The sequence below is a fragment of the Methylobacterium sp. DB0501 genome (genome assembly GCF_011043735.1).
In the GTDB taxonomy this organism is placed as follows: Bacteria; Pseudomonadota; Alphaproteobacteria; order Rhizobiales; family Beijerinckiaceae; genus Methylobacterium; species Methylobacterium alsaeris.
In genome coordinates this window covers 258,672-276,524 of the sequence record NZ_JAAKGV010000004.1, presented here as the reverse complement: position 1 = coordinate 276,524, position 17,853 = coordinate 258,672, and the positions used below count along the sequence as shown (strand labels likewise).

Annotated in this window: 18 protein-coding genes; 7 read left to right on the top strand and 11 right to left on the bottom strand. The window is 70.1% G+C overall.

The features are described 5' to 3' along the window. Window positions 1-52 precede the first annotated feature (52 nt). From G4G93_RS08560 to G4G93_RS08540, 5 genes are all read right to left on the bottom strand, one after another. Window positions 53-799, bottom strand: coding sequence for an SDR family NAD(P)-dependent oxidoreductase (locus G4G93_RS08560; RefSeq protein ID WP_165083108.1), 747 nt, complete (start codon window positions 797-799; stop codon window positions 53-55). Beyond that, a complete protein-coding gene (locus G4G93_RS08555; protein WP_165083106.1) occupies window positions 796-1,611 on the bottom strand; it encodes an amino acid ABC transporter ATP-binding protein in 816 nt (271 codons plus the stop codon). Before G4G93_RS08555 ends, G4G93_RS08560 begins: the two co-directional genes overlap by 4 nt. A gap of 11 nt (window positions 1,612-1,622) precedes the next feature. Further along, the gene (locus tag G4G93_RS08550) at window positions 1,623-2,285 is read right to left on the bottom strand and encodes an amino acid ABC transporter permease (protein WP_165083104.1); all 663 of its coding nucleotides are present in this window, start codon (window positions 2,283-2,285) and stop codon (window positions 1,623-1,625) included. Between the two features lie 27 nt (window positions 2,286-2,312). Continuing rightward, window positions 2,313-3,176: a transporter substrate-binding domain-containing protein gene (locus G4G93_RS08545; RefSeq protein WP_165083102.1), complete on the bottom strand. Its 864-nt coding sequence runs from the start codon at window positions 3,174-3,176 to the stop codon at window positions 2,313-2,315. Window positions 3,177-3,556: 380 nt separating this feature from the next. After that, window positions 3,557-4,864 carry an FAD-binding oxidoreductase gene (locus tag G4G93_RS08540; RefSeq protein ID WP_165083100.1) on the bottom strand — a complete coding sequence of 436 codons (1,308 nt, stop codon included), beginning with the start codon at window positions 4,862-4,864 and terminating at the stop codon, window positions 3,557-3,559. A 122-nt stretch (window positions 4,865-4,986) separates the two neighbouring features. On the opposite strand from G4G93_RS08540, the gene G4G93_RS08535 reads away from it, so the two are divergent. Both G4G93_RS08535 and G4G93_RS35510 read left to right on the top strand, forming a co-directional pair. Continuing rightward, complete coding sequence (locus G4G93_RS08535; RefSeq protein WP_165083098.1) at window positions 4,987-5,667, top strand: nitroreductase; 681 nt, start codon at window positions 4,987-4,989, stop codon at window positions 5,665-5,667. Window positions 5,668-6,096: 429 nt separating this feature from the next. Next, window positions 6,097-7,053 (top strand): hypothetical protein, encoded by a 957-nt coding sequence (locus G4G93_RS35510; protein WP_206289623.1) that lies wholly within the window; start codon window positions 6,097-6,099, stop codon window positions 7,051-7,053. A 152-nt stretch (window positions 7,054-7,205) separates the two neighbouring features. On the opposite strand, the gene G4G93_RS08525 is transcribed toward G4G93_RS35510, so the two are convergent. The 3 genes from G4G93_RS08525 to G4G93_RS08515 are packed head-to-tail and all read right to left on the bottom strand — an operon-like array spanning window position 7,206 to window position 9,867. Next, complete coding sequence (locus G4G93_RS08525) at window positions 7,206-8,081, bottom strand: SMP-30/gluconolactonase/LRE family protein (protein WP_165083096.1); 876 nt, start codon at window positions 8,079-8,081, stop codon at window positions 7,206-7,208. After that, entirely contained in the window at window positions 8,078-9,088 is a 1,011-nt protein-coding gene (locus G4G93_RS08520) for an aldose epimerase family protein (protein ID WP_165083094.1), read from the bottom strand. Before G4G93_RS08520 ends, G4G93_RS08525 begins: the two co-directional genes overlap by 4 nt. A gap of 11 nt (window positions 9,089-9,099) precedes the next feature. Beyond that, the gene (locus tag G4G93_RS08515; protein ID WP_165083092.1) at window positions 9,100-9,867 is read right to left on the bottom strand and encodes a FadR/GntR family transcriptional regulator; all 768 of its coding nucleotides are present in this window, start codon (window positions 9,865-9,867) and stop codon (window positions 9,100-9,102) included. A 134-nt stretch (window positions 9,868-10,001) separates the two neighbouring features. On the opposite strand from G4G93_RS08515, the gene G4G93_RS08510 reads away from it, so the two are divergent. The 4 genes from G4G93_RS08510 (at window position 10,002) to mmsB (ending at window position 14,823) form a co-directional block, all read left to right on the top strand. Continuing rightward, window positions 10,002-10,760 carry an SDR family NAD(P)-dependent oxidoreductase gene (locus G4G93_RS08510; RefSeq protein WP_165083240.1) on the top strand — a complete coding sequence of 253 codons (759 nt, stop codon included), beginning with the start codon at window positions 10,002-10,004 and terminating at the stop codon, window positions 10,758-10,760. A gap of 201 nt (window positions 10,761-10,961) precedes the next feature. Beyond that, window positions 10,962-12,026: a multiple monosaccharide ABC transporter substrate-binding protein gene (gene chvE, locus G4G93_RS08505; protein WP_165083090.1), complete on the top strand. Its 1,065-nt coding sequence runs from the start codon at window positions 10,962-10,964 to the stop codon at window positions 12,024-12,026. Next, on the top strand, window positions 12,026-13,609 hold the full coding sequence (gene mmsA, locus G4G93_RS08500; protein WP_165083088.1) for a multiple monosaccharide ABC transporter ATP-binding protein: 1,584 nt from the start codon (window positions 12,026-12,028) through the stop codon (window positions 13,607-13,609). The genes chvE and mmsA overlap by 1 nt, the downstream gene beginning before the upstream one ends. A gap of 8 nt (window positions 13,610-13,617) precedes the next feature. Further along, window positions 13,618-14,823, top strand: a complete 1,206-nt coding sequence (mmsB, locus tag G4G93_RS08495) for a multiple monosaccharide ABC transporter permease (protein ID WP_165083086.1) — start codon at window positions 13,618-13,620, stop codon at window positions 14,821-14,823. Window positions 14,824-15,073: 250 nt separating this feature from the next. Here the strand turns inward: mmsB and G4G93_RS08490 are convergent, their stop codons facing one another. Next, a complete protein-coding gene (locus tag G4G93_RS08490; protein ID WP_165083084.1) occupies window positions 15,074-16,000 on the bottom strand; it encodes a LysR family transcriptional regulator in 927 nt (308 codons plus the stop codon). Between the two features lie 97 nt (window positions 16,001-16,097). Then, a complete protein-coding gene (locus G4G93_RS08485) occupies window positions 16,098-16,355 on the bottom strand; it encodes a hypothetical protein (protein ID WP_165082720.1) in 258 nt (85 codons plus the stop codon). Between the two features lie 194 nt (window positions 16,356-16,549). Here G4G93_RS08485 and aroQ point away from each other — a divergent pair, with 194 nt between their 5' ends. Beyond that, window positions 16,550-16,996, top strand: a complete 447-nt coding sequence (gene aroQ, locus G4G93_RS08480; RefSeq protein ID WP_165083082.1) for a type II 3-dehydroquinate dehydratase — start codon at window positions 16,550-16,552, stop codon at window positions 16,994-16,996. Between the two features lie 66 nt (window positions 16,997-17,062). Here the strand turns inward: aroQ and G4G93_RS08475 are convergent, their stop codons facing one another. Further along, window positions 17,063-17,842, bottom strand: coding sequence for an outer membrane beta-barrel protein (locus G4G93_RS08475; protein ID WP_165083080.1), 780 nt, complete (start codon window positions 17,840-17,842; stop codon window positions 17,063-17,065). Between the last annotated feature and the right edge of the window lie 11 nt (window positions 17,843-17,853).

Below are 17,853 nucleotides of genomic sequence, written 5' to 3'. Positions count from 1 at the left end.
ATCGGGCTCTCGATCAGGACGACGCGCAGGTTCTCGATGATCAGATCGCGGCTCACGTAAGCCCTCCATCGGCGTGGACGACCTGGCCGGTGACGTAGGAGGCGGCCGGCGAGGCCAGGAAGGCGACGAGCCCGGCGATCTCCGCCGGATCGGCCCGCCGCCCGAGAGGGATGGCGGCCTCCAGCGTGGCGATCGCCTCCGCCGGCAGCGCCCCGCCGCGGCCCGGATCCTTCCGGGTCAGGCCCGGTGCCACCGCGTTGACGGTGATGCCGTCCGGCGCAAGCTCGCGGGCGAGGCTGCGCACCAGCGCCTCCAGGGCGGCGCGGCCGGCGGCGGAGGCCGCGAACAGGCCGAGATCGGCCCGGTAGAGATGGGCGACGTAGGACGACACCGCGACAATCCGCGGCGCGGTGCCGGCCCGCAGCAGCGGGCTCGCGGCTTGCGCGAGGTGCAGGAACGACTCGGCCGACAGGGTGAGCGCGCGCGCCAGATCCGCCGCATCGAGCGCGAGCGCGCCGCCCCGCTGCGCCTTGCCGGCGGCGGCCACCACCGCGTCGAGGCGTCCGAACGTCCCGGCGGCGAGCGCCACGCCGCGGGGGCCGGTCTCCGGATCGGCGAGGTCGCCGAGCCAGGTCGCGACCGCGGCGCCCCGGCTGCGGGCCGCCTCCGCCACCTCCGCGAGGCCGGCGGCGTTGCTGCCGCTATGCAGCACGAGGGCGTGGCCCGGCGCCGCCAACGCCAGCGCCGTGGCGCGGCCGATGCCGCTGCCCGCTCCCGTGACGAGCGTGACGCGGGTCATCCGGCCAGCGCCTCGCCGCGGCGATGGAAATGCGCCAGGAAGGCTTGCGTGTCCGGGTGCTGCGGCGCGTCGATCAGGGTGCGGGCCGGGCCCTCCTCGATTACGACGCCGTCGCGCAGGAACACCACCCGGTCGGCGACCTCGCGGGCGAAGGCGATCTCGTGGGTGACGATCACCATGGTCATGCCGTCGGCGGCGAGCGCCCGCATCACGTTCAGCACCTCGCCGACCAGCTCCGGATCGAGGGCGGAGGTCGCCTCGTCGAACAGCATCACCTCGGGTTCCATCGCCAGCGCCCGCGCGATGGCGACGCGCTGCTTCTGCCCGCCCGACAGGCGGCTCGGATACTGCTCCGCCTTGTCGGCGAGGCCGACCTTGGCGAGCAGCGCCCGGGCCCGCGTCTCGGCCTCCGCCTTAGGCAGGCGCTGCACGGTGAGCGGCCCCTCCATGACGTTCCGGAGCGCGGTGAGGTGCGGAAACAGGTTGAAGTGCTGGAACACCATGCCGGTATTGGCGCGAAACCGCGCCAGGGCTCTCGTTCCGGGCAGCTTGGTGCCGGGGCCGAAGCGGAAGGCGTCGTCCCCGACCCGGACCTCGCCCGCATCCGGCACCACCAGGAGGTTGATGCAGCGGAGCAGCGTCGACTTGCCGGAGCCCGACGGCCCGATGAGGGCCACCACGCCGCCCGCCGGCACGGCGAGCGACACGTCCTTGAGCACCGCATGGGTGCCGAAGCTCTTGGCGAGATGCGCGATCTCGATCTTCGCTTCGACCTTGGCCTCGGTCTTGGCCCGGCCGGTCGGATCCGTCATGGCGTCGAGCCTCAATCGCTGGTGGCCAGGCGCTTCTCGCCCCGGCGCACGATCCAGGTGAGCGGGTAGAGCGCCGCGAAGTAGAGCACCGCCACGAGGGTGTAGATCTCCAGCGGCCGGTAGCTGTCATGGGCCGCGACCTGGCCCTGATAGAGCAGGTCGGGCACTGCCAGCACCGAGACCAGCGAGGTGTTCTTGAACTGGATGATCGACTGGTTCATCAGCGGCGGCACCATGCGCTTGAGCGCCTGGGGCAGGATGATCCGGCGCAGGCTCTGGGCCGGGGTCATGCCGAGGGCCGCCGCCGCCTCGCTCTGGCCGCGGTCGATCGACACGATGCCGCCGCGGATGATCTCGGCGTAGAACGAGCCGCCATAGAGCGACAGGGCCAGCACCGAGGCGCCGATCGCCGAGATCTCGATCCCGGCGAGGATCGGCAGGGCGTAGTAGAACCACACCAGCTGCACCAGGAGCGGGGTGCAGCGGAAGACCTCGATATAGGCGTTGCTGAGCCAGCGCAGGGGCGCGAAGCCGGACAGCTTGGCGAGGCCGGCGGCGAGGCCGACCAGGAGCCCGATCGCCACGATCGCGACCGTGAAGGCCACGGTGACGCCGAGCCCCTGGGCGAACAGCCAGCGGTAGGTCCAGAGCGAGCCGAAATCCCAATTGTACATGTCAGACCGCTCCGCGCCCCCGTCGCATCACAGCGAGACGCCGGCCGGCATGTCGGCCTCGGTGACGCCGACCAGCTCCATGTTCGACACGATGGTCTGGCGGATGAAGCCCAGCCCCTTGTTGTAGTCGATCCAGGTGTTGACGAAATCGCGCAGCGTCTTGTCGCGCTCGCGTCGGAAGCCGGCATTCGAGGTGGTGGCGAAGACCGGGTTCGGCACCACGAGCTGGCCCAGAGCCGGGTTCTTCTTCAGCACGGTCAGCGCGAGCATCAGGATCAGGCATTGCGCGTCGACCCGGCCGGTCGAGAGCGCCAGCGTCGCCTCGTCGGCGGACTTGAAGCGCACGATCTGGGCCTTGGGGCAGAGCCGCGTCACCACGGCGTCGTGCGAGGAGCCGACATCGACCGCGAGCTTGACGTCCGGGCTGTTCAGCTCGGCCCAGGTCTTCGGGGAGAAGCCCTTCTTGGCGATCACCGTGAAGGCGTTGCTGAACACCGGCACCGAGAAATCGACCACCAGCGCCCGCTTCGGGGTCGGGTTGAGGCCGAAGAACATGTCGATCTTGTTGGCCTGGAGGTCGAGCACCGCGTTGCCCCAGGTGGTCTCGGACAGTTCCAGTTCCGCTTCGAGTTCGGTGGCCAGCGCCTTCGCCATGTCGACGTAGAAGCCGCGCCATTGCCCGCTGGCAATGTCCTTCTGGTAGTACGGCGCCCCGCCGGCGACCGCCGCGGTGCGCAGCTTCTTGGTGCGCCGGATCCGGTCGAAGGCGCTCTCGGAAGCGTCCTGCGCCAGGGCCGGCGAGGAGACGACGGCGGCGGCTCCCGCCACGAGGGTGCCGGCCCCCAGGATGCCTGTTCCGGCCAGGCCCGCCAGCGATCTGCGCGACAGCATCACGAAAAACTCCTTCTCGGGCGTCTCCCCGGCGGTCGCGCTTAGCACGTGGCGGGCCAGAGGGAAGAGCCGTGAGGGCCGGAGCGGTTTAATCCGTGGGCGTGTGCCACCGCATCCTCTCGGGGTAACGCCGAATCGATCGGGGCGGAACACGATGTTCCATGGATAAGTCACAGATCCATTGATGAAATCCCGCCTCGTTCCGCGGCTCGCCGTGGCCGATGGGCCGGAATCCATGACCGCCGACACGGATGAGCGAAGCAGGCCACCCTCAAGTTGTCCTGCAACGCCAGCGGTTATGACGCCCGGGTTCCGTTTCGCGGCGCCGGGATGACGCGTAGGGGCGCCATCGACGTCGTGCGGACATTCCGGACGGACGGTCAACCTTGCGGCGTCACCCGCCCCGGAAACCGTGCCTCGCCCAGATGCACCGCCTGCGCACCGATCTCGTAGGCGAGTTCCCGCGCCACCCGGAAGCCGATCGGCACCGGGGGCGTGACCGGCAGCGGCAGTTCGTCCTCGGTGATCGTGCCGGCGACGAGATCGGCGAGCACCCGCCCGAAGGCGGTGCCGGGCGCGATGCCGCGGCCATTGTAGCCGCTGAACGAGACGACGTTCCGGCCCAGGCGATGGAAGCGCGGCAGGGCGTCCGCCGTCATGCCGATACGGCCGTACCACTCGGCCTCGAACGGCACGTCGCCGGCCTGCGGAAAGAGCCGGCGCAGCGTGCGCCGCGCCCAGGCCCGATGCAATGCGGCGCCCGTGCCGCGCAGGGCGCCGACGCTGCCGATCACGAGCCGGCCGGCGGCGTCGAGGCGGAACGAGGTCAGCACCGCCTTGGTGTCCCAGGCGCCCTGGCGGCCGGGCAGGATCGTGCCGCGCAGGTTGTCGGAGAGCGGCGCGGTCGCGATGTTGAAGTAGGGCAGGTGGGCGATCTCGGCCCGGATCTCCGGCCAGGGCGCCCGCGTATAGGCGTTGGTGGCGACGACGACCCAGTCCGCCGTCAGCGTGCCGCCCGGCGTCGCCAGGCGCCAGCGTCCGCCATCCTCCGTGACGCCGGTGACCGGGCTGCCGGTCCGGATTGCGGCTCCTGCGGCGAGCGCCGCTTGGGCGAGGCCGCGGGCATAGGCGAGCGGCTGGATCGTGCCGGCGCGCTCGTCGAGGAGCGCGCCGGCATACGATCGCGTGCCGGTGAGCCGGGCGGCCTCCGCGGCGTCGAGAAGGCGCACCGGCGCGCCGCGGGCCTGCCATTGCCGGGCGCGCTCCTCCAGGTCGGACAGGCCCCCGGCTCCCACGGCGCAGTGCAGCGTGCCCGCGCCCTCCGCCTCGCAGGCGATGCCGTGGCGGGCGACGAGATCGAAGACGGCGGCCGGTGCCGCGCCCAGCAGCGCCAGCAGCCGTTCGCCGCGCTCTCGGCCCAAGGCCGCCGGCACGAGGTCGGGCTTCACCCACAACCCGGCATTGACGAGGCCGACATTGCGCCCCGATCCCCCGAACCCGACCGCCTCCTCCTCCAGCACCACGACCCGGGCGCCGCGTTCCGCGAGGTGGAGGGCGGCCGAGAGGCCGGTATAGCCGGCCCCGACCACCGCCACGTCGGCGACGGCGTCGCCGCGCAGGGGTTGGGTCTCGGGGGCGGGCGGGGCGGTTCTCTCCCAGAGGCCGTGCGAGCGGGGATCGTTGTTCACGGGGCTGTCTTGCGTTCCTCAGGCGGTCCGGCACCATGCCCGATCGGCAGCACGGCTGGAAGCGGCGCCCGCGGCATGGCACCAAGAGGGGAGGGCGGCATCAAGAGGGGAGGGAGACCCGCATGACAGAGCGTAACGCCGTCGACGACGCGATCACCGGCCGGCGCAGCGTCCGGGGCTTCCGGTCCGACCCGGTGCCGATCGGGACGATCCGCGACCTGATCGCGCTGGCCGGCCGGGCGCCGAGCGGCAGCAACATCCAGCCCTGGAAGGTCCACGTCGTCACCGGTGCCGCGCTCGCGCGTTTCACCGACGCCCTCTCGGCCGCCCACGAGAGCGACATGCCGGAGGCGCGGGAATACGAGTACTACCCGGTGAACTGGCGCGACCCGTATCTCGGCCGGCGCCGGGCGCTGGGCTGGCAGCTCTACGGCCTCGCCGGTATCGCAAAAGGCGACCGCGAGGGCGCGAAGCGCCAGATGGGCCGCAACTTCACCTTTTTCGGCGCCCCGGTCGGCCTCGTCTTCACCATCGACCGCGACATGGAGCAGGGCAGCTGGCTCGATTACGGCATGTTCCTCCAGACCCTGATGCTCGCCGCCCGCGGCCGCGGCCTCGACACCTGCCCGCAGGCGGCGATCGCCAGCTACCCGGCGGTGGTGCGGGGGCAGCTCGGCATCCCGGAGAGCGAGATGGTGGTGTGCGGGATGGCCTTGGGCTTCGCCGATCCGGACGAGCCGGTGAACGGCTTGCGGGCGGAGCGGGAGCCGGTGGAGGCGTTCACGGTGTTTCACGACGCCTAGATCCGCGTGCGATTGCAGCGCCACGGGACACGACACCGGCCTATGCGCCGCCGCCGGGCATCACGTCTCTCGCAACGACGGCCTCGGAAACCGGCTCATCTCCAATGATAATTTGGGATGGCAATAATTATCCTATGAATTGACCATGAAAATATGATAGTGCGATTGCTGAAATCATATGTTTGTTTAGAACGATTATCGTTCTTGTGCAATTTATTCGGTCACTGCGACGCTCCCGATTCGAGAGTCAATGGTTGAATGCGCCTGATGGCGACCCGCGTTAAGTCCATCAAATTTGTTGTTTTTGACGGTGTAGAGGCTGGGAAAATTGTGTCTTCGTGCAAAATTTGATGAAGAATCGATCCCTTCCTGACGCTACGATCGGATTGCTTGAAAATTCCAGCTTGCTGGCTTCGGGAGGCTGAAGCAATGATCGGGTTACGCCAATGGATCACGGCGGCTCGCGTGGTCGTCGGCGCGCTCGTTCTCGGCCTCGTGCCGTGCACGGCATCGCTGGCGGATACGTGGCGCGGCACGGCGCCGTTCTGCGCGGGGGAATGCCGGCCCGGCGAGATCAGGAAGGGCGTCAGCGATTCCGGCGACGGGGGATATTGCGTCACGGGGCACAAGGTCCTGTGCGGAAACGCGTCGCAGAGTTGCCCCGTCACGTCCACGCAAACGGATTGCTACGGGATCGTGATGATCTGCGACAACGGCTCGAACGTCCCGCCGAAGGGAGACTGGCATTCCTGCGGCAAGTACGCGTGCGGCGTGTGCATCGGGATCGGCAAAGTCTCGCAAGGACTGACCGCCTATCAGGCCGACATCTGCCAGCAGGGATTCGTGTGGCGCGAGGCCACGAAGGACGACCATGTCTGCGTGACGCCCGCGACGCGCCAGGCCGCCGCATCCGACAACGCCCAGGCCGCCGCCCGCCGGTCGCCGAACGGGGGACCCTCCGGTCCGGATACCTGCCTGCAAGGGTTCGTCTGGCGGGAGGCCACCGCGAACGACCACGTCTGCGTGACGCCGGAGGTCCGGCAGCAGGCGAGAAACGACAACGCCCTCGCGGCGCAGCGGCGGCCGGCCCCGTCGCAGGATTACGGGCCCGACACCTGCAAGCAGGGATATGTCTGGCGCGAGGCGATCGGGGACGACCATGTCTGCGTGACGCCCGACATCCGAAGCCAGGCCGCCGGCGACAACGCGCAAGCTGCCTCGCGACGCGCCGGCGGGGGAGCCTACGGGCCCGATACCTGCAAGCAGGGCTTCGTCTGGCGCGGCGTCGTCCCGTCCGACCACGTCTGCGTGCCGCCGGACATCCGCGACCGCGTGGCGCAGGACAACGCGCTGGCCGACCAGCGGATCGCGACGCCCAAGCGTTAGAGCAGAGACCGGGAGCAGCGCACGATGGCAACGCGATCGGGCGCTCCTTCCGGGCGATCGCCTCGTGGGCGACCGGGGCGGCACGATGGGCCGGGCCGTCAGGCGGCGGTGCAGATTGCTGGCGCCCCTGACGAGGCGGCCGCGGGCCTGCGCTACGCCACCCGCACCGCCGGCTCGAACCGCCCCTTCACCTTCACCGGCACCGTGAAGGTCAGCCCGGCGAAACGGTCGTCGCTCCGGTCCGGGTCGAGGCCCGCCGTCGCCGAGGTGACCACCAGGGTGTCGGCGTCCGGGCCGATGAAGGCCGGGCAGGTCACCTGGCGCGCCGGCATCGCGATGCTGCGCACCCGCGTGCCGTCGGGGGCGTAGGCGTCGAGGCTGGCGCCGCCCCAGCGGGCGTTCCAGACCAGGCCTTCTCCGTCGATCACCGCGCCGTCCGGCGCGCCCTCGGAGGGAGGGATCGTCACGAAGACCCGGCGGTCGCCGGTGGGCAGGCCCGTCTCCGGGTCGGTGGCGACGCGCCAGATCGTGCCGGCCTCCGAATCGGCGAAGAGGGCGCCGGTGCCGTCGGCCGTGAACGCGATGGCGTTCGGGATCGTGAGGCCGGTGAACAGCGTTCGGATCTCGCCGCGGAAGAACCAGTAGATCGACCCGAGACCCGGTTCGGCTCCCTTGCCCATCGTGCCGAGCCACAAGGCACCGCTCGGATGGACCCGGCCGTCGTTGGAGCGGGTCTCGGGCCGGTCGGCTTCGAGGGCCGTGAGGAGGCGCATCCGCCCGGTTGCGACGTCGCGCAGGTACAGCCCGTCCTCGGCCCCGAGCAGCAGGGTCGAATCGTCGACCCGCGCCACCATCGAGGCCATCACCGGCAGGTCGTGGAGCGTGGTCGCGCCGCCCGAGAACGGCCGCTCGCACAGGTGCTTGCCGAGGATGTCGAGCCAGTAGAGCCGACCGAGGCCGGGATGCGCCGCCGGACCCTCGCCGAGCAGGCAGGCGCGGTCGCAGAAGATGCCGGCCCAGCCGCTCATCGGATGGTCTCCCTGGTGAAGCGGTACGCGATGATCTGGCGATAGGTCTCGCCCGGGCGCAGCACGGCGCTCGGAAAATCCGGGTGGTTCGGCGCATCGGGAAACGCCTCGGGTTCGAGGCAGAGGCCGGAGCGGGCGGCAAAGCCGAGACCCGCCTTGGGCAGCTGGGTGCCGTCGTAGAACTGCAACGCCGGGGCGGTCGCCAGCACCGTCAGCGCCACGTCGCTGCCCCGAGCGGTGACCCGGCCGACGGGGCGCGGCTCGGCCACGGTCTCGCGGCCGAGCACGAAGGCGTGGTCGAAGGCCTGGTCGCCGATGCGCGTCGGGCGGCGCAGGTCGAAGCGCGTGCCCGCCACCGGGGCGATCGCGCCGGTCGGGATCTGGTCATCGTCGACCGGGAGATACGCTTCGGCCGGGATCTCGATGACGTGGTCGTCGACCGTCGGGGCCGGAAAGCCCTCGGGGGGCAACAGCAGGTTGAAGTAGGTGTGGTTCGTCAGGTTGACGAGCGTCGGCCTGTCGGTCGTCGCCGTCAGGGTGATGCGCAGGGTGCCGGGACCGGCGACGGCATAGGTGCAGGTCGCGTCGAGCGCGCCCGGATAGCCCTCCTCGCCGTCCCCGGCGTGGTAAGCGAGGGTCAGGCTGCGCGGGCTCACCTCCGCGAAGGTCCAGTTGCGCCGTGAAAAGCCCGTCGCGCCGCCATGCAGGTGGGCGCGGCCGGCCTCGTTGCGGTCGAGGGCGTAGGGGATCCCGTCGAGGGTGAAGCGCCCGCCGGCGATGCGGTTGGCGAAGCGACCGACGATGGCGCCGCATTGCGGGGTCTTCGTCACGTAGTCGTGCGGGTCGTCGCGGCCGAGCACCATCGGGTGCCCATCGACATCGAGCCGGCGGATCACCGCGCCGAGGCTGAGGATCGCCACCGAGAGTCCGTCGCCTTCCAGCCGCGCCTCGAGGATCGGGCTGCCATCCGGCATCGCGCCGACGGGGACGGGATCGTGGGTGCTCATTCGGAGGTTCCTCAAGGGACCGGACTGGCCGGACAAGGGTAGGGCGCGGGGTCTGCGGCCTCCACCGCCGCGGCGCCGTTCCGCAGCCCGTCGCGCACCACGGTTTCGGTCGCCCGGGCGGCGGCGGCGGGGTCGCCGGCGCGGATCGCCGCGGCGATCGCCGCGTGGGCGCGCCAGGAGGTCTCGTGCGCCGCAGGATCGGTCGGCCGGCTCATCCGGAAGACCACGTCGAGGGCGGCCTCGGTCACGGCGCCGACGGAGTGCATGAAGACGTTGCCGGAGGCATCCGCCAGCGCGAGATGGAAGGCGAGGTCGGCGCTCGCGAAGGCCGGGTCGAGGCCGCCTGCGTCGCGCATCGCGGCGACGCAGGCCTCGAGGCGCGCGACGTCTCCGTCGGTCCGGCGCTCGGCCGCGAGCGCCGCCGCCGCCGGCTCGATCGCCAGGCGGATCTCGGCGAGGTCGCGCAGGAAGCGCCGGTCGATCCCGGCCTCGAGGCACCAGGCCAGCACGTCGCGGTCGAACAGGTTCCAGGCCGCGCGCTCGCGCACCCGGGTGCCGACCCGGGTGCGGGTCTCCACCATCCCCTTGCCCGACAGCGTCTTCACCGCCTCGCGCAAAACCGTGCGCGACACGCCGAAGCGGGAGAGCAGGGCCGCTTCGCCGGGCAGCACGGCGCCCTCCGGAAAGCGCCCGCCGACGATGCCGGTGCCGAGCGCCCGCGCCACCCGGGCGTGACCCGGACCCTGCGGTCGTACGATCCCGGCGCCGATCTCATCCAAGGTTGCATCCTCCCCGCGTCATTCGCCTCTTGCCCACGCGTCAGGATTCCGCGATAAGGGCCGGACCGCTGGAATAGTCATATTAAATGATTTTCAGCGCGTCGAGCGATCCGGCGGGCTTCAGGGAGGAAGCGGTGGCGGCAATCTATCCGGACCTTGCGGACAAGGTCGTGGTGGTGACGGGCGGCGGCTCCGGCATCGGGGCGGAGCTGGTCCGGCACTTCGCCCGGCAGAAATCCCGGGTCGGTTTCCTGGACATCGCCGACGATCCCTCGCGGGCTCTGGCCGCCGAGCTGGGGAGCCAAGGCCTCGCGGTCGCCTTCGAGCATGCCGACGTCACCGACATTTCGGCCCTGAAGGCCGCGATCGGCCGCATCCGCGACCGCTTCGGCCCCGTCGACGTGCTGATGAACAACGCCGCCCATGACGAGCGCCATGCCACCGAGGAGGTGACGGAGGCCTACTGGGACGGCCGCATCGCCGTGAATCTCAAGCACCAGTTCTTCGCCGCCCAGGCCGTCCTGCCCGACATGAAGGCGACGGGCGGCGGCGCGATCGTGAATTTCGGCTCGGTCTCGTGGATGATCGGCCAGGGCGGCATGGCCGCCTACACCGCCTGCAAGTCGGGAGTGATCGGACTCACCCGCTCGCTGGCCCGGGATTTCGGCCCCTTCAACATCCGGGTCAACGCGCTGGCGCCGGGCTGGATCATGACCGAGCGCCAGCTCGCCCTCTGGGTGACCCCGGAATCCGACGCCGAGATCAATGCCCGCCAGTGCCTCAAGCGCAAGCTGGTCCCGGCGGACGTCGCCCGCTTCGCGGTGTTCCTCGCCTCGGAGGAGGCGGGAGCCTGCACCAACCAGCATTACGTCGTGGATGGCGGGTGGGTGTGAAGGGGCCGGCGCGCCGGCCCTCACCAAGGAGTTCGTAGCCGGACATGGCGCGGGTTTCCCCCGGCGGAAGTACCAGGCTGTTCTCACCCCTCGGCCACACGACAGAAACACCACCCCCGGCAGAATGGCAGGACGCAATCCTGCCGGGCACCACTCACCGGCAGCCCCGCGCGACCAAGATGCGGGGATTTGGGAGGACACATGAAGTCGTTCGTCGCCCTCGTCGGCGGAGCCCTGATGGCTGCCGCGATGCTCGCAACCCCGGCTTACGCCCAGCAGAAGGGCAAGATCGGCGTCTCGATGCCGACCAAGTCGTCGGCGCGCTGGATCGCCGACGGCCAGGGCCTGGTCCAGGCGCTCAAGGCCAAGGGCTACACGCCCGACCTGCAATACGCCGAGGACGATATTCCCAACCAGCTGTCGCAGATCGAGAACATGATCACCACCGGCGCCAAGGTGCTGGTGATCGCGGCGATCGACGGCACCACCCTGTCGGACGTGCTGCAGCAGGCGAACGACCGCGGCATCAAGGTCATCGCCTATGACCGCCTGATCCGCGGCTCGAAGAACGTCGATTACTACGCCACTTTCGACAACTTCCAGGTCGGCGTGCTGCAGGGTAGCTACATCGTCGACAAGCTCGGGCTGAAGGACGGCAAGGGGCCGTTCAACATCGAGTTGTTCGGCGGCTCGCCCGACGACAACAACGCCTACTTCTTCTACGACGGCGCGATGTCGGTGCTGAAGCCCTACATCGATTCCGGCAAGCTGACGGTCCCGAGCAAGCAGCTCGGGATGGACAAGGTCTCGACCCTGCGCTGGGACGGCGCGGCGGCCCAGGCCCGCATGGACAACCTTCTCTCCGCCTTCTACGGCAACAAGCGCCTCGACGCGGTGCTGTCGCCCTACGACGGCATCTCGATCGGCATCATCTCGTCGCTCAAAGGGGTCGGCTACGGCTCCCCCGACCAGCCGATGCCGGTGATCACCGGCCAGGACGCCGAGATCCCCTCCGTCAAGGCGATCATCCGCGGCGACCAGAGCATGACGGTGTTCAAGGACACCCGCGAGCTGGCCAAGGTGACGGGCGACATGGTCGACGCGATCTCGTCCGGCGCCCAGGTCCCGGTCAACGACACCAAGACCTACAACAACGGCGTCAAGGTGGTGCCGTCCTACCTCCTCAAACCGGTGACGGTCGACAAGTCGAACTGGGAGAAGACCCTGGTCGACAGCGGTTACTACAAGGCGTCGCAGGTCAAGTGATGGCGGCGTCCCCGGCCTCGGCGGTGGTGCCCGGAACCTCTCCGATCCTGGAGATGCGCGGCATCACCAAGGCGTTCCCGGGCGTGAAGGCGCTCGACAACGTCACCCTCGCCGTCCGCGCCGGCGAGATCCACGCCGTCTGCGGCGAGAACGGGGCCGGGAAGTCGACCCTGATGAAGGTGCTGAGCGGGGTCTACCCCGCCGGCTCCTATGACGGCCACATCCTGTTCGACGGCGAGGAGCGGCGCTTCTCGGGGATTCCCGACAGCGAGGCGCTCGGCATCATCATCATCCACCAGGAACTCGCCCTGGTGCCGTTGCTGTCGATCGCCGAGAACATCTTCCTCGGCAACGAGGCGGCGTCGCGCTTCGGGGTGATCGACTGGCCGCTCGCCATGGCGCGCACCCGCGATCTCCTCGCCCGCGTCGGCCTGAACGAGGCGCCCGAGACCCTGGTGACCGATCTCGGCGTCGGCAAGCAGCAGCTGGTCGAGATCGCCAAGGCATTGTCGAAGAAGGTGCGGCTCCTCATCCTCGACGAGCCGACCGCCTCGCTCAACGAGAGCGACAGCGCGGCGCTCCTCACCCTGCTGGAGGCCTTCCGCGAGCAGGGCATCACCTCGATCCTGATCTCGCACAAGCTCAACGAGATCGCCCGGGTCGCCGACAGCGTCACGATCCTGCGCGACGGCGCCAGCGTCGAGACGCTGCCGCGCAAGGCGATGCTGGGGCCGGACGGAAAACTCGACGAGGACCGGATCATCAAGGGCATGGTCGGGCGCGACCTCGCCCACCGCTATCCGCCGCGGGAAGGTGTTTCGATCGGCGAGCCGCTGCTGGAGGTGAAAGGCTGGAGCGTGCGCCACCCGCTCCACCCCGACCGGCTGGCGGTGGAGGATGTGAGCCTGACGGTCCGCCGCGGCGAGGTGGTCGGCATGGCGGGCCTGCTCGGCGCCGGGCGGACCGAGTTCGCCATGAGCCTGTTCGGTGGCGCCTACGGCCAGCGCGTCGCCGGCGAGGCACGCCTCAAGGGTCAGCCGGCCGATCTCGGCAGCGTCGAGAAGGCGATATGCGCCGGCCTCGCCTACGCCACCGAGGACCGCAAGGGCTACGGGCTGGTGCTGCACGAGGACATCCGCACCAACGTGTCGCTGGCCAACCTCGCGGGCGTCGCCGCCAAGGGCGTCATCGACGAGGACCGCGAGCGGGCGGTGGCGGAGCGCTACCGCGAGCGCCTGCGCATCCGCTCGTCGGGCATCGACCAAGCCACGGTGAACCTGTCGGGCGGCAACCAGCAGAAGGTCGTCTTGAGCAAGTGGCTCTTCGCCGATCCGGACGTGCTGATCCTCGACGAGCCGACCCGCGGCATCGATGTCGGCGCCAAGTACGAGATCTACGCGATCATCAACGACCTCGCCCGGCAGGGCAAGGGCGTGCTGATCATCTCGTCCGAGATGCCGGAACTGCTCGGGATGTGCGACCGCATCCTGGTCATGAACCGCGGCCGCATCGTCGGCGAACTCCCCGCGGGTGAAGCCTCGCAGGAGGCGATCATGCGGGCCATCGTCACCTCAGGAGGATAATCGAAGTCATGAGCGACACCGCCACTCCCGTCGAGGCCCCGCGCCCGCCGGCCCTTGCCGGCTTCAATCCGAAAGCCTTCTCCGGCTCGCTGCGCGACTACGGCATGATCCTGTGCCTCGTCGGCATCGTGATCTTCTTCCAGTTCTTCACCGACGGGGCGCTGCTGCGCCCGCTCAACCTCACCAACCTGGTGCTGCAGAACAGCTACATCGTGGTGATGGCGCTCGGCATGCTGCTGGTCATCGTGGCAGGCCACATCGACCTGTCGGTCGGCTCGACCGCCGGCTTCATCGGGGCGCTCGCTGCAGTGCTGATGGTGCAGATGGGCCTGCACCCGCTCCCGGCCACCCTGCTCTGCCTCGTCGCCGGCGGGATCATCGGTGCGGCGCAGGGCTGGTGGGTCGCGTATTTGCGCATCCCGTCCTTCATCGTGACGCTCGCCGGCATGCTGGTGTTCAAGGGCCTGACCCTGGCGCTGCTCGCCGGCCAGTCGGTCGGGCCGTTCCCGTCCGAGTTCCAAAAGCTCAGCTCCGGCTTCATCCCGGACATCGTCACCGGCGGTCCGCTGCGGATCACCTCGGTGCTGGTCGGCGTCGCGCTGGCGCTGATCCTCGTCGGCTCGAACCTGCGCCGGCGCCTCGGCCAGCAGCGCCAGGGCTTCACGCCGGAGCCGTTCGGCGCCTTCGCGCTCAAGAATGCGCTGGTCGCCGCGGTCATCGTCGCCTTCAGCACCTGGCTCGCCACGTATCGCGGCCTGCCGAACGTGCTGATCGTGATGTTCGCGCTGATCCTGCTCTACCGCTTCGTCACCAGCCGCACGGTGATCGGCCGGCGGATCTACGCGCTCGGCGGCAACGAGAAGGCGGCCAAGCTCTCAGGGATCAACACCGAGCGCCTGACCTTCCTCACCTTCGTCAACATGGGGGTGCTCGCCGCGCTCGCCGGCCTGATCTTCGCCGCCCGCCTCAACACCGCGACCCCCAAGGCGGGCCTCGGCTTCGAGCTCGACGTGATCGCCGCCTGCTTCATCGGCGGTGCCTCGGCCTCGGGCGGCGTCGGCAAGGTCACGGGCGCGGTGGTCGGCGCGCTGATCATGGGGGTGATGAACAACGGCATGTCGATCCTCGGCATCGGCATCGATTATCAGCAGGTCATCAAGGGGCTGGTTCTGCTCGGGGCGGTGAGCATCGATCAGTATTATCGGAAGCGGTAAAATAACGAGACGGAGTTCGCCCGACGTTTTCCACGCGCTCTCTGTCACCCCGGGGCTCGGCGTAGCCGAGAACCCGGGATCCATAACCGCCGACGCGTCAGGACAGGGCGACCAGCGTCCCGATTCATCCGGTACTGTCAGCGGTTATGGATCCCGGATTCCACTGCGCGGCCACGGGATGACACCGAGATTGTCAGGATCGTCTCGTGATTCGCCCGGGCGCTTCCATGCCCGACCGGGGCAGGCGGCGTCAGGCCTCGCCGCCCCGCACCCGCTCGGTCGCTAGAGCCGGCGCACCGAACCACTCCGCCCGCATCGCCTCGCGCAAGAGCGCTCCGACCGCCGGGGCATGCGGCCGGCCGCGGACGGTGACGAGGTTGACCTCGCGCCAGAATTCCGGCTCGACCAGCGGGCGGGCGACCACGCCGGGATGGGTCACGCAGGAGCGCGGCATGAAGCCGAAGCCGAGCCCCGAGGCGATCATCGCCAGGATCCAGTCGTCGCGCTCGCTCCGGTAGATCGTCTCGCAATCGGTGCAGCCCTGCGCCTCCCAGATCGGCCCGGCGACGCCGCGGAACTCGCAGTTGAGGCGGTGCACGTAGTGCTGGCCGCTGAGGTCCCGCGGGCGGATCGCCTCCAGGGCGGCGAGCGGGTGCCCGGCCGCCACCGCGATCGCCATCGGCTCGCGGAACAGGGCGAGGTGGTGGAGCCGCGGGTCGGGCTCGCGGCCCGGCAGGCAGTAGAGCGCGACTTCCAGCGAACCCGCGAGCAGGCGCTCCTCGAGGGCGCCCGCGCTGGCATCGACGATGTCGAGTTCGAGGTCCGGGTGCCGCGTCCGCAGGCCGCCGATCAGCCCGACGAGGGCGTCGGGCTGGATCGTGCACATCACCCCGAGGGTCAGGCGGGTGCGGCGCTGGCGGCCGAAGGCGCGGGCTTCGGCCTGGGCGGCCTGCGCCTTGGCGTAGACCTCCTCCAGGTAGGGCCGCACGGTGCGGCCGAGTTCAGAGAGCTGCGTACCGGCGCGCTCGCGGTGAAAAAGGGCGCCGCCCAGCTCCTCCTCCAGGAAGTGGATCGCCCGGGTGAGGGAGGGCTGGGTGACGTTGCAGGCCTGGGCCGCCCGGGTGAAGTTGTGCTCCTCGCACAGGGCGAGGAAGTAGCGGATCTGGTGCATCTCCATTGTCGCCCTCCGCAGCATCGGCCTCGCACCGAAGGGCCCCGACGCCGGGGACGGTCCTGAGGCTAACACCACGGAGGCCGGTCGGGAACGACGCCTGTCAGCACCACGGGCAGGATGGCCAGGCCGGGGGATCGGAGGGCCGCGTCGGCGCGACCGTGGAACGGACCGTCGGGGGCACCCGGCGCCCCGCCCGGATGCCGGCCTCGCCGTAGCCGGTATAATGCGGGGGCGCGGGCATCGCGGTCACGATGGCGGCCTCCCGGCTCTCGGGATGCAGGAGCGACTGGGTCCAGGCATGGGCGGAACCGGTCGAGGCGGCGGCGAGCACGACGCCGGCGAGGAGAAGGCTGCGCATCGGAGTGATCTCTCGAGGGGAAGGGGACGGGATGTCCCGCTTCGTCGAGGAGGATCATCGCCGCGGCAGCCTCCCGCGGGCCAATGCCGTTCGCCTATCGTGGCGATGCCGTCCGGCTCTGATGCGACGGTTGACGCGAGAAGGCGGAAGGGCGCCTAACGCGCTGTCCCCGATCCCCGGCAAGGAGCCCCGTCATGAGCCGCCTCGTCTACGTGCTGAACGGCCCGAACCTGAACCTGCTCGGCAAGCGCCAGCCGCACATCTACGGCAGCGAGACGCTGGCGGACGTGGAGGCCTCGTGCCGGACGCTCGCCGGCGAGCTGGGGCTGGAGATCCGCTTCCACCAGTCGAACCGCGAATACGAGATCATCGACTGGATCCACGAGGCGCGCGAGACGGCGGGCGGGATCGTCATCAACCCGGCGGCCTTCACCCACACCTCGGTGGCGATCCTCGACGCGCTCAACACGTTCGAGGCGCCGGTGATCGAGGTGCACATCTCGAACGTGCACAAGCGCGAGGCGTTTCGCCATCACTCCTACGTCTCGCTGCGCGCCGACGGGGTGATCGCGGGCCTGGGCACGCAAGGGTACGGGCTCGCCCTGCGCCGCGTCGCCCGGCTGATCGACGAGACGGCGTGAAGCAAAGGTGGACCGGAGGCGGTCGCCCGCCTCCGGTCCTCTCGAGCGGACCGACGCTGGGGGATATCAGTCCGTCGAGAACCGGTAGTTCAGGCCGGCGCGGACCACGCCGAACTCGGTCCTGGGCTTGCCGAGGCCGTAATAGGCATTCGTCGCGGTGTCGTAGACGAGGCCGCCGCTGCCGCCATTGCGGTCGAGGCTGACGTAGAGCGCCTCGATCCGGGCGCTCAGCCGGTCGGTGATGGCGTATTCGACGCCGCCGCCGGCGGTCCAGCCGGTGCGGAAGGCCCCCGGCAGGGTGCCGGTGTAAGACGATGCGGTCGGCGCCGTGCTGCCGCCGCCATAGGCGAAGCCGCCGGTGCCGTAGACCAGGAAGCGGTCGAAGGCGTAGCCGAGCCGGCCGCGCACGGTGCCGAACCAGTCGAGGCTCGGGCCGATGTCATAGAAGGTCGTGGTGCCGACGAGCCCGCTGCGGGCCCGCCCGAAGGTCGTGCCCTGGATGTCGGCCTCCGCGCCGACCACGAAGCCGGAGCCCGGCGTGAGCTGGTAATTGTAGCCGATCTGGCCGCCGCCGACGAAGGCGGCGTCGCGGCTGCCCGGGGTCACGGTGCCGTAGGTGGCATCCGTGAAGGTCCCGCCGCCGCCGCCGAAGCCGGCGCCGGCATTCACGCCAGCGTAGAAGCCGGTCCAGGTGAAGACCGGGACGGGGGTGAAGGCCGGCGGCGGGGCGACCCGGCGCGGCAGGTCGGCGGCCGCGGCCGGCGAGGCCGCCAGCATGGGGACCATGTGGGCGGCCGTCAGGGTGAGCGCCGCGGCGAGGCCGAGCGCTTCGGTCAGTCTGGTCATCGGGGATGCCG